Here is a 14444-nt window from a genome sequence, read left to right on the forward strand (position 1 = left end):
GACAGCAGGTAACCCAGACCGGTCCCACAAGATGACTCCGAGCCCCGAGGTCGATCTCGATTTCCCGCGCGAATGGGTCGAATTTGTCGATCCGGATAACTCCGAACACCTCATTTCCGCTGATATGACGTGGTTGCTCTCGCATTGGACCTGCGTGTTCGGCACGCCGGCGTGTCAGGGCATCATCGGAGACCGCCCGGACGACGGTTGCTGCTCGCACGGCGCTTTCCTCTCCGATCAGGAAGATCAGGACAAGCTCGATGCGTCAGTGAAAATGCTCACAGCCGAAGACTGGCAGTTCATGGAAAAGGGTCTCGGCAAGAAGGGCTACGTCGAAGAAGACGACCTCGAGGACGAGCCCGCGCTGCGCACCCGCCGCTACAAAGGAGCGTGCATCTTCCTCAACCGGCCGGGTTTTGCCGGAGGCGAGGGCTGCGCTCTGCATTCCATGGCGCTCAAGAAGGGCATCGAGCCGCTCGAGGTGAAACCGGACGTGTGCTGGCAGCTACCGATCCGCCGCACCCAGGACTGGGTCGACCGGCCGGACGGCGTCCAGATCCTCAAGACCACGATCACCGAGTACGACCGCCGCGGCTGGGGTGAGGGCGGCGACGACCTCGCCTGGTACTGCTCCGGCTCCCCCGACGCTCATGTCGGGGAGCGGCAGGTCTGGCAGTCCTACGGGCCCGAGTTGACGGAACTTCTCGGAAAGCGCGCGTACGACGAGCTGGCTCGCCTCTGCAGGCGTCGCGCGGGCCTCGGCCTCATCGCAGTCCATCCGGCGACCACGATCGCTCAGAACAAAGCTCAGGGCTGACTCCGCCTGAACAAAAAGAATTCAGCCGCTCACACGATCGTGTGAGCGGCTGAATTCTTCTCGACATTTCTTCTCGACGAGGTTCGATCACGCTTCGAGCTTGTAACCCAATCCACGGACCGTGACCAGATGTTCCGGCTTGGCCGGATCCGATTCGATCTTCGAACGCAACCGCTTCACGTGTACGTCAAGGGTTTTGGTGTCACCGACGTAGTCGGCGCCCCAGACGCGGTCGATCAACTGTCCGCGGGTCAGCACCCGACCGGAGTTGCGGAGCAGGTACTCGAGGAGATCGAACTCCTTGAGCGGCAACGTCACCGGGTTACCCGCGACCTGCACGACGTGGCGCTCGACGTCCATCCGTACCGGTCCGGCCTCGAGCACCCCGTTGTCGGAGGCGAGGTCCGCCTCGTTCTCCACCCCGCGGCGCAGCACCGCACGGATGCGAGCGATCAGCTCACGCGCCGAATACGGTTTGGTCACATAGTCGTCCGCACCGAGTTCCAGTCCGACGACCTTGTCGATCTCACTGTCACGCGCCGTCACCATGATGACGGGGACGCCGGAGCGCGACCGCAGCGCCTTGCAGACGTCCGTGCCACTCATGCCGGGCAGCATGAGGTCGAGCAGGACGATGTCCGCTCCGGAGCGATCGAATTCCGCCAACGCCGACGGTCCGTCGTTGACGATGGTGGTCTCGAAGCCTTCCTTGCGGAGCAGGAACGCCAGCGGGTCCGCCAAGGACTCCTCGTCCTCCACGATCAGCACACTCGTCATCGTTTGGCCTCCATGCCGTTTTCTCTACTGCCTTGTTCTCGTCTGCCGATCCGCGTGGAACCGGCGGTTCCCGCGTTGTCAGAGTCGATGTCGTCGTCCGACTCCACGTGTGCCGGTATCTGCAACGTGAAGGTAGACCCTGTACCCGGTTTGCTCCACAGTTCGATGGAGCCGTTGTGATTGGCCGCGACGTGTTTGACGATCGCCAGCCCCAGACCGGTTCCACCGGTCTGCCGTGACCGCGCCTTGTCCACGCGGAAGAATCTCTCGAACACTCGCTCCTGGTCCGCTTTCGCGATGCCTTCTCCTCGGTCGGTGACTGCGATCGCGACATTGTCGCCGCGTACCGACCGACTGACGGAAACCGGAGAACCCTTGGGCGAGTATGCAATAGCGTTCTCGATGAGGTTGGACAATGCCGTGACGAGGAGAGTCTGATCCCCGAGTACTTCCAGCCCACTCGGATGGTCGGTGGTGACCGTGATCCCGGCGGCCTCGGCCGACAGATTCGACCTCGACAGTGCTTCGGACACCACGGTGTCGACGTCGACCACGTCGAGATCCGGCAGCTTCTCGGCACCTTGCAGACGCGAGAGTGCGATCAACTCGGTGACCATCTTGCCCAGACGAATCGACTCACCGAGCACCCGTTCGCCGAAGTGGCGCACCGATTCCGGGTCGTCAGCGGACTCGAGCAGCGCCTCCGCGAGCAGGCTCATCGCACCGACCGGCGTCTTGAGTTCGTGGCTGACGTTCGCGACGAAATCGCGTCGGGTCGCCTCCATGCGGACCTGCTCGGAATCGTCGTCGGCGAACAGGACCACGAAGTTGCGATCGTCCTTGCTGAGCAACCGGGCCGTGCCACGTACCGCGATCTTGTCGCGGCCCCGCTGAGCGGTCTGCGCCGTCAGATCGACCTCGACGGGTTGACCCGTCCGCAGAACTTCCTGAGCAGCCCGCCAAGCTCGCTCGTCGACCAGACGATTCTTGACGAGACCGAGTTCCTCGGCGCGAGGATTGAAGAGCACGACGTCGTGAAAACCGTCGACGACGGCGATACCGCTTTCCGAAGCCAACACGATGAGGTCGAGAACCTGGGACATCGTGAGCCCGGTCTGTTCGTCCGAGCGCTGACTCTGGCGCGACGACAGCCTGGGTACCAGCACCCCGCCGACGAGGTAGCCGACCAAGCCGGCGACCACGACCAGCAGCACTGCAATCACGACACTCACGGCGCAATCGTACGTTCGCGCGAAGAGTCGGTTACGGCGGGTTCGGACGTTCCCACCCGTGTAATCCGCCAGGTGGACGGCGTTGGTTCGTCGTTCATCTGCTGTTGGCCGAGGCCCCCCGAAATCACTGTTCGGGGGGCCTCGACGCACATCATCGGGTTGCTACTTTCCGCCCTGATTCGCCACCGCGGCGGCGCCGGCAGCTGCGGCCTCCGGATCCAGGTAGGTGCCGCCGGGATTGAGCGGCTTCAGGTTCTCGTCGAGGTCGTAACGCAGCGGGATTCCGGTCGGGATGTTCAGGCCCGCGATGTCCTCGTCCGAGATGCCGTCGAGGTGCTTGACCAACGCACGCAGCGAGTTGCCGTGCGCGGTGACCAGCACGTTCCGACCGGCGAGCAGCTCCTGGGAGATGGTGTCCTCCCAGTACGGGATCAGACGCTTGACGACGTCGAGCAGGCACTCGGTCAAGGGAACCTCGTCGAGGTTCGCGTACCGGGGATCGGTGTCCTGGCTGTACTCGCTGCCGGCTTCGATGGCGGGCGGCGGGGTGTCGTAGCTACGACGCCAGAGCATGAACTGCTCGTTTCCGTACTCTTCCTTGGTCTGCGCCTTGTTCTTGCCCTGCAGAGCGCCGTAGTGACGCTCGTTGAGACGCCAGTCGCGCACTACCGGGATCCAGTGGCGATCGGCGGCGTCGAGCGCGAGGTTGGCTGTGCTGATCGCGCGGCGCAGCAGAGACGTGTAGAGAACGTCGGGCAACAGGTTGTGCTCGGCGAGCAGTTCGCCGGCGCGCTTGCCCTCGGCCATGCCCTTGTCTGTCAGGTGTACGTCCACCCAGCCGGTGAACAGATTGAGTGCATTCCATTCGCTCTCGCCGTGGCGGAGCAGGACCAGGGTTCCGATACTCATGGCGTTCATCCTGGCACGAGTACCGGAACCCTTCTTGATCAACCCTGTCCGGAAATCAGCTCGGGGCAACTTCCGCAGTTCGCAGATCCTTGCGGAGGATCTTTCCGGCCGCGGATTTCGGCACGGTGCTGATGAACGAAACCTGGCGGACCTTCTTGTGCGGCGAGACGCGCTCGGCGACGAAGGTGATCACGTCGGCTTCGGTCAACTCGGCGCCGTCCTGGAGCACCACGAATGCCTTCGGAACCTCTTCGCCCTCGGCGTCGAGCACGCCGATCACTGCGGCGTCGGCGATCTGCGGGTGGGTCAGCAGCAAGGCCTCGAGTTCCGCCGGGGGAACCTGGTAGCCCTTGTACTTGATCAGTTCCTTGAGGCGGTCGACGATCTTGACGACGCCGTCGCCGTCGACGGTCGCGATGTCACCGGTGTGCAGGTAACCGTCGTCGTCGAGGGTGTCCTTGGTGGCCTGGTCGTTGCCGAGGTAGCCGAGCATGATGTTCGGGCCCTTGCACCACAGTTCGCCGGGCTCGCTGACGCCGTCCGAGCCGAGAGGCGGGTACGCGACCTCTTCGCCCGTTCCGGGGTCGACGAGCTTGCATTCCATGTTGGCGATGGTCGGACCGCAGGTGTCGAGCGCGATGTCGTCGCGGTCGAACGGGATCGCGTGCGAGACCGGGCTCATCTCGGACATGCCGTAGCCCTGGCGGACGTGGCAGTTCAACCGGTCGGCGACGGCCTTGCCGAGCGCCGCGTCGAGCGGGGCCGCACCGGAGAAGATGGTGTGCACGCTCGAGAGGTCGTACTGATCGACGAGCGGATGCTTGGCCAGCGCGACGGCAACGGGCGGTGCGACGAAGATGTACGTCGACTTCTGCTCGGCGACGATCCGCAGGAACTCGACGAGATCGAACTTCGGCATCGTGATGAGGCTCGCGCGGCGATAGAGCGCAGCGTTGAGCAGGACCGTCATGCCGTAGATGTGGAAGAACGGCAGGACCGCGAGAATCTTGTCGTCGGTCTCGATGCCCATCCGCGGAATGATCTGGCAGACGTTGGCTACGAGGTTCCGATGGGTGAGCATGACCCCCTTGGGTCGGCCGGTGGTGCCCGAGGAGTACGGCAGCACCGCGAGTTGGGTGGCCGGATCGAAGGAGACCTCGGGCGCCGCTGCACCCTCGCCGAGCAGATCACGCAGCGAGAGGTGGCCTTCGGCACCGTCGAGCACGAACACGTTCTCGGCCGGGATACCGACCAGGTCAGCAGCGGCCTTTGCCTGCGGCAGGAGCGGCGAGACGGTGAAGAGGAACTTGGCCTTGGAATCGGTGAGCTGCTTGGCGATGTCCTCGGCGGTGTAGAGCGCGTTGATCGTGGTCGCGACGCCACCGGCACGAAGGATGCCGTGGAAGACGGAACCGAAGGCCGGGACGTTGGGCGAATGCAGCCCGACCACGTCGCCGACGGCGAGTCCGCGCGCTGCGAGAGCGCCTGCAACGCCGTTGATCTGTGCGATCAGCGAAGCGTATGTGGTGACTGCGCCCGAACTGCCCTCGACGAAGGCCGTCTTGTCGAGGTCTGCGGGGTCGGTGTTTCCGAACAGGAAGTCGTAGACGCTGAGGTTGGGGATTTCAACGTCGGGGAACGGACTCTTGAAGCTCACTGTGCTCCTCGAAAAGTTGCGCGGCGGGGTGGTGTGACCAACTTACTGTGACTCACGGGAACAGTATTATTCCGTGACGACAGTCACAAGTAAAGGCCACTTTACGTGACACATCCGCGATGTGTCTCACCCCGCTCGATCAGCTCTGCGCGGGCTCTTCCTCGATGAGGTGCTTGAACGGTTCGAGATTCGCCAGCGACTCACCTCGCGACACCCGCCACGCCCACTCACGCTTGATGGACGAGGAGAAGCCGAGTTCGAGGATGACGTTGAAATCGCCGTCGGCGGCTTCGAGAACCTGACCGAGCACTCGGTCGAGTTCATCGCCGGTCACGGCATGCTCTGCGATCTTGCCGACGAGGTAAATGTCCCCGACCTTGTCGAGTGTGTACGCCACCCCGTACAGACGACGGTTGCGCTTGAGCAGGAATTTGTAGACGCCTTCGAAGTTCTCGTCCACCTTGCGGCACACGAAGGCCTCGACCCGCACACCGTGATTGCCGACGGTGAGCAGAGTCGACGTCTTGAGTTTGTGTTCACCGGGAAGTTCGACGATGAAATGCGCGTCGTCTTTTCTGGTGAAGTCGAGTTCGCGCTCGGTGAGGGCCTGCTCGATGGTGTCCGAAATGCTGCTCATGTACGCACTCCCCCGGTCCGGCGCAGACGCCACAGACCCCGCGCACGGCGGGGCGAGAAGTCGCTGGGACCGGTTCCGTTGTTGTAGTTGACTGCGGCTTTGCGATAGCTCTCGAGCAAACCGTCCGCGGTGTGTTCCCACGAGAAATTTTCGGCGTGGCGCGGTGCCTGCGCGGCGAGTTCGGCCAAGCGCGTCGGTGCTGTCACCAAGGATTCGAGGGCGCCGGCCCAATCTTCGGTGCGGTGTCCTTGAACCAGCAGGCCGGTCTCACCGTTGCGTACGGCTACTCCCAGTCCGCCGACGTCGGCGGCGATCACGGGAGTTCCGCAGGCTTGAGCTTCGATGGCGACCAACCCGAAGGACTCCGAATAGCTCGGCACCGCAACCAGATCCGAGGCACGGTAGACATCGGCGAGACGCTCAGGAGCCTGCGGCGGCAAGAACGTCACCTGCGCTGTGATGCCGAGTGAGCGTGCCAGTTCGATCAGCACGTCCGGCCGCGCGAGGCCAGTTCCCGACGGCCCGCCGACGACGAGGATGCGCAACGGCAACTCGGGGCGACGGCTGATCACTTCGGCGGCAGCACGCAGCAGAACGTCCGGTGCTTTCAGAGGTTGGATCCGGCCGACGAAAGTCACGACGACCTCGCCCGGGTCCAACCCCAACGACGCGCGGGCGGAATCGCGATCGCCCGGTCGGTAGCGGGTGAGATCGGCGCCGGGAGCCACGACGTCGATACGCGTGGGATCTGCGCCGTACAACTCGTGCAGCGCCTTGGCTTCGTCGGTGGTGTTGGCGACCAGTCGATCGGACTCGGCGACTACTTGCTGCTCGCCGATCTGACGTGCTGCCGGCTCCGGGGTGTCTCCCTCGGCAAGCGAAAGATTCTTCACCGCCGCGAGGGTGTGGGCGGTGTGTACGAGGGGCACGCCCCAGCGGTCGCGGGCGAGCCAGCCGACCTGCCCGGACAACCAGTAGTGCGAGTGGATCAGGCTGTAGTACCCGGGCTCGTGTCGCGCTTCCTCCCGTAGAACTCCTGCGACGAAGGCACACAGTTGAGTCGGCAGATCCGCCTTGTCCAGCCCTTCGAAGGGACCAGCAGCAATGTTCCGAACCCGCACTCCGGGAGCGGCGTCCACCACGGGTGCGTCGGCCGAGGACGTCGCGCGGGTGAATATCTCCACCTCGACGCCACGTTTGGCGAGCTGAATGGCGGATTGCAGAACGTAGACGTTCATCCCACCCGCGTCACCGGTGCCGGGTTGCGCCAATGGCGAGGTGTGGACCGAGAGAACGGCCACCCGGCGAGGGCGCGAAATGTGCATGGGCGTCACGACTCCATACTGCCCCCTCACCGGGCGCGAACTCTAACCGAGGCTCGAGATGAACATTCGCACTTCGGACACGAATCGTGTCGGATCCTCCACGAACGGGCCGTGATTGCAGCCTTCCCAGTACGACGCCTGGGACTTGGGAATCAGTTCCTCGGCGTGCTTACCTGCACTCACGTCGACGACGGAGTCGTCGGTTCCGTGCAGAACGAGGACCGGGATGTCCAGATTGCGAAGCAACTCGTCGTGACCGACAGCACGGTTGAACAATGCTGCGCGCACCCGCGGACGCGTCGAGAGGCTGTACCCGAACAAGGCCTGCGACGCTGCACCCTTGCCCTCGGGTGGGCCGGTGAGAGCATTGCCGAAAGCGCCGAGTGCACGGATCGCCTCGCGGGGATCTTCGGACATCGCGCCGGGAACTGCGCTACGCATCGCCGAGCCGACCTTGCCACCTTTTTCGCCGCGCCCGATGCTGGTGATCGCCCCGACCAGAACCGCGCCCGCCACCGCGCCGGTGCCGTGCGCTGCCAGGTAATCGCAGATCACCAGACCGCCGTACGACCAGCCGAGCAGGATCGCGTTCTCGGTGACGCCTTCGGCCGCAAGAACAGCCGCGACGTCGCCGGCCCAGTTCGCGGAATCGTCGTATCCGGATTCGGGCGCATCGGAGTAACCGTGGCCGCGCAGATCGACGGCGATCAGCCGATAGTCCGCGGCCAGGTCCGCGAGGACCTGCTCGCCCCAGCACTGCGAGGACTGAGCCCAGCCGTGCAGCAACACCAGCGGGGTCCCCGCCGAATTTCCGGTTACTCGATAGACGATGGACGTGCCGTCGACGCTGACGGCTTCACGAATAGACATGCCGTCACGATAGAGGCTGCGACTGCGGCGCCGACGGCGAGCATGTAGGCCGACGGGACGCCGTAGCGATCGATCAGCTGTCCGGCCAGCGCAGACCCGAGCGCCACGCCGACGCCGAGGCCGGTAACCGTCAGGGTCATTCCCTCGGTGAGCTTTTCCGGCGGGACGATCTGTTCGACCAGGGCTGTCGCGATGATGAGCGTCGGTGCGATGGTCGCGCCCGCCAGCACGTAGGCACCCGCAAGTGCGGCCACGTTTCCGACCAACAGAAGCGGGACGCTGAGAACGGCGACCGCCGAGGACGCGATCATCAACTGCCCGCGCAGCGATCGCGCCGGGTGCATCGACCCGAAGATCAGTCCCGCGATTCCCGAACCGCCGGCGAACAGCGCGAGGACCAGCGTCGCGGATCCCGGCGAATTCTGTTCCTTGGTGAACGCGATGGCGCCGACGTCGATGACGCCGAAGATCGTTCCGAGCATCACCATGATGACGATGACGATCCACATCACGTGGTTACCGAGAACCGATCGTCCGCGGCCGGGTCGACGCGGATGCACCTTCGGTTCGGTTCCGCGCTGTATGACCAGCAGCAGGGTTCCGGTGACCAGCAGGATCAACCCTGCCAGTGGTCCAGCCTCGGGGAAGAGCCCGATGCTCAGACCTACCGATATGACCGGGCCCGCCACGAAGCAGAGCTCGTCCACCACCGATTCGAAGGCGAAGGCGGTGCGCAGCTGAGGTTTTCCGACATAGATCGCCACCCACCTGGCGCGAATCATCGCGCCGATCGTCGGAGTGGCGCCGCCGGGGACGACCAGAACGAACAGCAGCCAGTCGGGAGCTTCCATCCGGACTGCGAGCAGGAGCGCCCCGATCGCGGTGACGCTCACGGCTGCGGCAATCGGCAGGACCGCTCGCTGTCCGAAGCGGTCGACCGCACGCGAGACCGCGGGCGCGATGATCGCCGACGAGAGCGCAAAAACCGCGGCGAGCGCGCCGGCGAGCGCGTAGTCACCACGAAGTTGCGAGATCATCGTCACGATTCCGATACCGATCATGGCGATCGGCAGCCTTGCGACAAATCCGGCGGCCGAGAAGGCGACCGATCCGGGGGCGGCAAAGATCTCGCGGTAGGCGCTCAGCAGGCCTTTGTTGGTGGATTCGCTCATGTCAGCTTCTCGTGCACTGAACAAGGTTCACAGAGCCGAGGCCGACTCGACAAATCGTTTTCACTGTGCGCTCGGGTTGACCTGTCGGTAACTTGCCTTACGATTGCGCGAATGAGTGTCCTGGTGTGTTTCCACGCCCATCCCGATGACGAAGTTTTCACTACGGGCGGCGTGATGAGAATGGCCGCCGACGCAGGTCACCGCGTCGTAGTCGTCACCGCTACCGACGGTGCTCTCGGTGAATTCCCCGACGGACTGTTGGACGAATACGAGACGTTGGCTCAGCGCCGCAGCCGTGAGCTCGAGGCGTCCACCGACGCGTTGGGTGCCAGTCGCGTCGTGTCCCTGCACTACCCGGATTCGGGGATGGTGGGTACGCCCGAGAACGAGAATCCGGAAGCGTTCTGCAACGTCGACGTCGAGAAGGCCGCCGAGCGTCTGGCCGAGGTTCTTCGTGAAGAGAACGCCGATGTCCTGACCATCTACGACCCCAACGGCGGATACGGCCACCCGGATCACATCCAGGTCCACCACGTCGGCGTTCGTGCTGCAGAACTCGCGGGCACGCCGTTCGTCTACGAGGCGTCCACCAACCGCGATCACATGAAGATGCTGATGCAGGCCAACCCCGAGTGGACCGAGGAGGCGCAGCCGCCGGACATCGAATCGTTCGGGCTTCCGGCTGACCAACTCACCACCGCGGTCGATGTCAGTTCGGTGATCTCGTCCAAGCGCGCGGCCATGTACGCGCACGCAACGCAGGTCGGCGATTTCGGCCCGTTCCTCGAAATGCCAACGGAGCAGCTCGCCGCGGCATTCGGCACCGAGTGGTTCCGTCGTCGCAACGCGCCGGAAGGGCTGTCGGAAACCGCCCTGCCCCTGTGAGTCACCGCCCTCGATAAACCGAAGTCCCGACGGAGGTTTCGGCGGCTCGTTAACATCGGTAGGCATGGACCTCGAACAACTTGTCGCGAGCATGCCTTTTGCAGTTCACACCGGAATTCAGTTGGACAGCGCGGCACCCGAACAGGTTGTCGGCCATCTGGATTGGGACAGCCACCGCACCACCGCCGGCAACGGAATGCACGGCGGCGCCTTGATGACGCTGGCAGACAGCGTCGGCGCCGTCTGTGCATTCCTCAATCTGCCGTCCGGCGCAAGTACGTCCACCACCAGTTCGTCGACCGTCTTCACTCGCGGCGTGCGCAAGGGCACGGTCACCGCCACCGCCCGGCCACTGCACGCGGGGCGCAGCACCGTCGCGGTGGTGACCGAGATCCGCGACGACGAGGGCCGCCTCGTCGCTCAGGTCACCGCATCACAGGCAGTACTGGGACCGTGAAGCTTCCCGCGTACCGCGCCTCGGGTGCCACCCTGCCGTACGGCAATCTGCTTGCCTCCCATGACGTTGCGATGGAGGGTTACTTCTGGCGATTCACGATGCCAGACAGCGGACGGGTGGTGATCGCGCTCGCCGGAATCAACAAGGCCGACGGCGGCAGCTGGTCGACGCTCGGTCTCGCGGCACACCCAGGCGGATTCCTCCGCACTGCTGAGCATCCGAACGGATCGGCCGATCCCCGTATCCTGGGGGCCTACGCCGACAACGCTTTCCGCGGCAATGCCGATCGACTCCAGGTCGATTTCGGCGACAGTCATCTCGACGTACGCATCAGTAATCAGCGATTCTGGCCGCACCGCCGCTTCGGGGGGTCGAGTTACTTCCAATCAGTTCCCGCACTCAATCAGTACTGGCATCCGTGGCTGCTCGGCGGCCGGGTCGAGGGAAGAGCCGTCATCGACGGACAGAGCTGGGATCTCACCGGAGCGCAGGTGTACGGCGAGAAGAACTGGGGAAAGGGAGGATTCCCGGAATCCTGGTGGTGGGGACAGGCACAGGGGTTCACCGATCCTCGAGCCTGCGTGGCGTTTGCCGGCGGACAGGTCAGCGCCGGACCTCTGCGCACCGAAGTCACCGCCGTCGTTGCCGCGCTACCGGACGGAACGGTGTTGCGGCTGGGTAATCCTCTGACGTCACAGGTGGAGACGACGGTGTCCGACGATCGCTGGACGCTTCGGGGTTACAGCCGGAAGTGGAGCGTCGACATCGACGGGACCGCACCCATCGCCGACGCACACATACTTCCTGTTCCGATACCTGCCGAGCGTCGAAACGTGCCAGGAGCGCTCGAGCATCTCGGTGGAACGATGTCGGTCATCGTCCGGCGACGCGGCACCATCGTCTGGAAGGACAGGTCGAGGTTGGCTGCTCTCGAGCACGGCGGATTGGATCGGGCGCAGGCCGAACTCACTCGGCGGGAACAGCTCTCGCAAGATCGATGAGAGCGGAGGCCGCAGGATTCTTGCCGCCCGACGAACGCCAGACCAATTCCAGCCGAGATCGCGCCTCCGGTTCGAGATCGATCCGATGCAACTCCCCCACTGCCGACTCGGGAAGCACGGCCATTCCCAGCCCCTGCGCTGCCAATGAAACGATGATGCCGAGGTTGCTTGCCTCGAGCGCAACCGTCGGCGTGGTGCCGGCCGCGGCGCACGCGAAGTTCAGACACGTCCTGATACCGGTTCCCTCCGGCAGACAGATGACCGATCGCGTGGCGAACTCGGCAAACGGTAGAGACGACACCTCGGCCAGCGGATGATCCGTTGCCACTCCGGCCACCAGTCGTTCGTCGGTGATCACCCTCGATTCGAGCCCTTCCGGCAGCTCTCCCGCCACCCCGATGACGGCTATGTCGAAGGTTCCGTCCAACACTCCGGCAAGCAGACTGCGCGAATCGTCCTCGGCCAGCGAAATGTCCAGTCCGGGGTGTTTGTTGTGCAACCGACTCAGCAGATCTGTGAGGTCGGCGGAAGCGCAGGCGGTAACCATCCCGACCGAAACGGAACCCCGGACCAGTCCGTTCAAGGCATCGACAGCGTCGCGGGTGCTCTGAACGGCAGCAAGTGCAGCGTAGGCGTGCGGGAGGACAGCTCGCCCGGCGTCGGTCAGACAAACGGTTCGACCACTACGATCGAGCAATTCCTGCCCCAACTCACGTTCGAGCCGTTTGACCTGGGCACTCACACCGGGTTGGGCTACGTGAAGCCGCTCGGCGGCGCGAGTGAAGTTGGCTTCCTCCACTACCGTGACAAAGTATTCGAGCTGCCGAAGTTCCATAACTGCTGATTCTAGCTGCGAGACAAACTAGATCTTGGACTTATCGCCGGAGTACTAGAACGATGGAAGCATGACAACAACAGATGACGTTCAGAAGGCCGGAACCCCGGAAGACATCGCGAAGCTTTTTGTGCAGTTCGCCAACGCTGGTGACGCAGACGCCGTCGCCGCACTCTACGAGGAGGATGCGGTGATGGCCTTCCCTCCCGGATCCCTCACCGTGGGCCGCCAAGCCATCCGCGAGGTGATCTCTCAGATGCTGGCAGCTGCACCGAGATTCACCGTCGAGGAATCTCTACCGACGGTGATCAGCGGCGACCTGGCCATGACCTCGACCAAACCTTCCGACGGAACCGGCGGGCGCACGCAGGTCGCGCGCCGCCAGCCCGACGGATCATGGTTGCGAGTCTTGGATCGACCGGAACTCTGACTGCCCTCTTCGCAGTCAGACGGCCGACGCGCGGCGCATAGCCGCAGCGGGATCAGCAAACAGTGAGCTCAGTGACACGACCGTGGAAGCGTATTCCTGAACCCGATTGCCGAAACCGGTAATTCGAATGTCCTTACGCTCCAAGGAGGATGCCGTCGAGAAAGCCTCGGCGACATGGGGCACCCCGGCCGGATAGTCGGTGAATGCCTGACCACCCAGAATCACACGATCCGGGTTGAACAGGTCACGCAGCATCGCCACTGTCCGGCCGAGGACGCGTGCTCGATCAACCAGAAGCTCGTGTGCCGGAATGGAACCCGACGACGCGGCCCGGTAGACGTCCGCGATCGTGACACGCTCGCTGCCCTGGATCACGGCGCCCGAAGACAAAGCCTGCGCGACTACGGCGCGGTCACTGATCGTCGCTTCAAGGCAACCCACGGCTCCGCAGGTGCACCGTGCGGACGAACCGGTGGGGAGGTGCGCGATCGAACCGGGTCCGCTGGACGGCGTGTGCACTCGCCCTTCGAAAGTGATTGCGATGCCGGCAGTTTCACGAGCGTAGAAGTACAGGCCGGTAGTGCCCGGCGTCGGGGCTTCGGCACGGTCGGTGCTGAGCAGTAGTTCCGACGCGGCCATCGCCTCGACGTGGGCGGCTACCGATACAGGGAGATCCAAGCCGGCTCCGATGATGGACCCGACCTTGGCGCCCTTCCATCCCAGACGCGGGTGATCGACGACTCCGGTCGCTGAATCGACGCGACCGCCGATGGCCACGCCGACGGCGAGCGGACGACGCTTGTGCCACCGCGAGGCAAAGGATTTGGCCGAGCGCGCAATGGTGGCAAGCGCGACAGCAGAATTGGTGGCAGGCGTCGGAATCTCGACGGCGCCGAGCACCTTTCCACGAATGTCGCTGGCGATGATGCTGGTGACGACGGCACCGATGTGGATGCCGACTGTCAGATAAGGCTCGTGGTTGACCTCGAACGGAACTCGCGGACGCCCGATTGCTCCGGAGGCCGTCAGGTCCGCGCGTTCGCGCAGGATCCCGAGGTCCAGCAGGCTCGTGACCTGCCGGTTCACGGTGGCGATGCTCAGCCCTGATGCCTTTGCCGCAGTGTCACGTGAGAGCGGCCCACGGGATCGAGCAATACGCAACACAGTCGCGGACGGACCGTCGGCGATGCGTAGTTCGGGCGCAACTATCTGGGTACGGGTCCGGGTTCCCGAGAGCGCGGTTCGCGATCGGATGTTCGGAATGGCGGAGATTGTGGGTGTCGACATGGCTGTCCCTTGCAGAAGGAGGAGAAGGCGCATATCTCTGTCGACCGAGAAATCAGCGTTTCCACTGGTCACACGAAGAAATAGACAGAAAAGGCGCAGAAATTAGCTGCAGAAAGAACGGCGGCGACAACACAGCTCTCGCGCCAGAGGCAG

The 14444-nt window shown here is 64.0% G+C and carries 15 protein-coding genes; 5 read left to right on the plus strand and 10 right to left on the minus strand.

Annotation, left to right across the window (positions count from 1 at the left end; genetic code table 11):
• Positions 1-31: 31 nt before the first annotated feature.
• Positions 32-817: a hypothetical protein gene (locus ATN37_RS31195; RefSeq protein WP_003941928.1), complete on the plus strand. Its 786-nt coding sequence runs from the start codon at positions 32-34 to the stop codon at positions 815-817.
• A gap of 87 nt (positions 818-904) precedes the next feature.
• On the opposite strand, the gene ATN37_RS31200 is transcribed toward ATN37_RS31195, so the two are convergent.
• The 8 genes from ATN37_RS31200 to ATN37_RS31235 form a co-directional block, all read right to left on the minus strand.
• Positions 905-1594 carry a response regulator transcription factor gene (locus tag ATN37_RS31200; RefSeq protein WP_003942020.1) on the minus strand — a complete coding sequence of 230 codons (690 nt, stop codon included), beginning with the start codon at positions 1592-1594 and terminating at the stop codon, positions 905-907.
• Positions 1591-2826, minus strand: a complete 1236-nt coding sequence (locus tag ATN37_RS31205) for a cell wall metabolism sensor histidine kinase WalK (RefSeq protein WP_058038156.1) — start codon at positions 2824-2826, stop codon at positions 1591-1593. Before ATN37_RS31205 ends, ATN37_RS31200 begins: the two co-directional genes overlap by 4 nt.
• A gap of 162 nt (positions 2827-2988) precedes the next feature.
• Positions 2989-3744, minus strand: coding sequence for a phosphoglyceromutase (locus ATN37_RS31210; RefSeq protein ID WP_003941992.1), 756 nt, complete (start codon positions 3742-3744; stop codon positions 2989-2991).
• Positions 3745-3790: 46 nt separating this feature from the next.
• Positions 3791-5392 carry an AMP-binding protein gene (locus tag ATN37_RS31215; RefSeq protein WP_058038157.1) on the minus strand — a complete coding sequence of 534 codons (1602 nt, stop codon included), beginning with the start codon at positions 5390-5392 and terminating at the stop codon, positions 3791-3793.
• A gap of 139 nt (positions 5393-5531) precedes the next feature.
• Positions 5532-6029 carry a YbjN domain-containing protein gene (locus ATN37_RS31220; protein WP_047268888.1) on the minus strand — a complete coding sequence of 166 codons (498 nt, stop codon included), beginning with the start codon at positions 6027-6029 and terminating at the stop codon, positions 5532-5534.
• The gene (mshA, locus tag ATN37_RS31225; RefSeq protein WP_003941843.1) at positions 6026-7354 is read right to left on the minus strand and encodes a D-inositol-3-phosphate glycosyltransferase; all 1329 of its coding nucleotides are present in this window, start codon (positions 7352-7354) and stop codon (positions 6026-6028) included. Before mshA ends, ATN37_RS31220 begins: the two co-directional genes overlap by 4 nt.
• 42 nt (positions 7355-7396) lie before the next feature.
• A complete protein-coding gene (locus ATN37_RS31230; RefSeq protein WP_256933583.1) occupies positions 7397-8224 on the minus strand; it encodes an alpha/beta fold hydrolase in 828 nt (275 codons plus the stop codon).
• On the minus strand, positions 8170-9396 hold the full coding sequence (locus ATN37_RS31235) for an MFS transporter (RefSeq protein WP_003942019.1): 1227 nt from the start codon (positions 9394-9396) through the stop codon (positions 8170-8172). The genes ATN37_RS31230 and ATN37_RS31235 overlap by 55 nt, the downstream gene beginning before the upstream one ends.
• Positions 9397-9507: 111 nt before the next feature.
• Here ATN37_RS31235 and ATN37_RS31240 point away from each other — a divergent pair, with 111 nt between their 5' ends.
• From ATN37_RS31240 to ATN37_RS31250, 3 genes are all read left to right on the plus strand, one after another.
• Positions 9508-10281 carry a PIG-L family deacetylase gene (locus ATN37_RS31240; RefSeq protein WP_003942001.1) on the plus strand — a complete coding sequence of 258 codons (774 nt, stop codon included), beginning with the start codon at positions 9508-9510 and terminating at the stop codon, positions 10279-10281.
• Positions 10282-10345: 64 nt separating this feature from the next.
• Positions 10346-10738 (plus strand): PaaI family thioesterase, encoded by a 393-nt coding sequence (locus tag ATN37_RS31245; RefSeq protein WP_007735335.1) that lies wholly within the window; start codon positions 10346-10348, stop codon positions 10736-10738.
• The gene (locus ATN37_RS31250; protein ID WP_218696072.1) at positions 10735-11739 is read left to right on the plus strand and encodes a tocopherol cyclase family protein; all 1005 of its coding nucleotides are present in this window, start codon (positions 10735-10737) and stop codon (positions 11737-11739) included. Before ATN37_RS31245 ends, ATN37_RS31250 begins: the two co-directional genes overlap by 4 nt.
• Here the strand turns inward: ATN37_RS31250 and ATN37_RS31255 are convergent.
• Positions 11705-12574 carry a LysR family transcriptional regulator gene (locus ATN37_RS31255; RefSeq protein ID WP_218696073.1) on the minus strand — a complete coding sequence of 290 codons (870 nt, stop codon included), beginning with the start codon at positions 12572-12574 and terminating at the stop codon, positions 11705-11707. The genes ATN37_RS31250 and ATN37_RS31255 overlap by 35 nt on opposite strands.
• Positions 12575-12644: 70 nt before the next feature.
• Between ATN37_RS31255 and ATN37_RS31260 the strand changes: the two genes are divergently transcribed.
• Positions 12645-13004: a nuclear transport factor 2 family protein gene (locus ATN37_RS31260; protein WP_054187841.1), complete on the plus strand. Its 360-nt coding sequence runs from the start codon at positions 12645-12647 to the stop codon at positions 13002-13004.
• A gap of 15 nt (positions 13005-13019) precedes the next feature.
• Here the strand turns inward: ATN37_RS31260 and ATN37_RS31265 are convergent, their stop codons facing one another.
• The gene (locus ATN37_RS31265) at positions 13020-14291 is read right to left on the minus strand and encodes an ROK family transcriptional regulator (RefSeq protein ID WP_074447122.1); all 1272 of its coding nucleotides are present in this window, start codon (positions 14289-14291) and stop codon (positions 13020-13022) included.
• Positions 14292-14444 lie beyond the last annotated feature (153 nt).

Source organism: Rhodococcus sp. MH15 (assembly GCF_019266045.1).
GTDB classification, from domain to species: Bacteria; Actinomycetota; Actinomycetes; order Mycobacteriales; family Mycobacteriaceae; genus Rhodococcus_F; species Rhodococcus_F qingshengii.

Excerpts from the sequence above, each read along its gene's own strand:
- ATN37_RS31195 (WP_003941928.1), top strand. The coding sequence starts at position 32 with ATGACTCCGAGCCCCGAGGTCGATCTCGATTTCCCGCGCGAATGGGTC.
- ATN37_RS31210 (WP_003941992.1), bottom strand. The coding sequence starts at position 3,744 with ATGAACGCCATGAGTATCGGAACCCTGGTCCTGCTCCGCCACGGCGAG.
- ATN37_RS31260 (WP_054187841.1), top strand. The coding sequence starts at position 12,645 with ATGACAACAACAGATGACGTTCAGAAGGCCGGAACCCCGGAAGACATC.
- ATN37_RS31255 (WP_218696073.1), bottom strand. The coding sequence starts at position 12,574 with ATGGAACTTCGGCAGCTCGAATACTTTGTCACGGTAGTGGAGGAAGCC.
- ATN37_RS31220 (WP_047268888.1), bottom strand. The coding sequence starts at position 6,029 with ATGAGCAGCATTTCGGACACCATCGAGCAGGCCCTCACCGAGCGCGAA.
- ATN37_RS31230 (WP_256933583.1), bottom strand. The coding sequence starts at position 8,224 with ATGTCTATTCGTGAAGCCGTCAGCGTCGACGGCACGTCCATCGTCTAT.
- ATN37_RS31200 (WP_003942020.1), bottom strand. The coding sequence starts at position 1,594 with ATGACGAGTGTGCTGATCGTGGAGGACGAGGAGTCCTTGGCGGACCCG.
- ATN37_RS31245 (WP_007735335.1), top strand. The coding sequence starts at position 10,346 with ATGGACCTCGAACAACTTGTCGCGAGCATGCCTTTTGCAGTTCACACC.
- ATN37_RS31265 (WP_074447122.1), bottom strand. The coding sequence starts at position 14,291 with ATGTCGACACCCACAATCTCCGCCATTCCGAACATCCGATCGCGAACC.
- ATN37_RS31240 (WP_003942001.1), top strand. The coding sequence starts at position 9,508 with ATGAGTGTCCTGGTGTGTTTCCACGCCCATCCCGATGACGAAGTTTTC.
- mshA (WP_003941843.1), bottom strand. The coding sequence starts at position 7,354 with ATGCACATTTCGCGCCCTCGCCGGGTGGCCGTTCTCTCGGTCCACACC.
- ATN37_RS31235 (WP_003942019.1), bottom strand. The coding sequence starts at position 9,396 with ATGAGCGAATCCACCAACAAAGGCCTGCTGAGCGCCTACCGCGAGATC.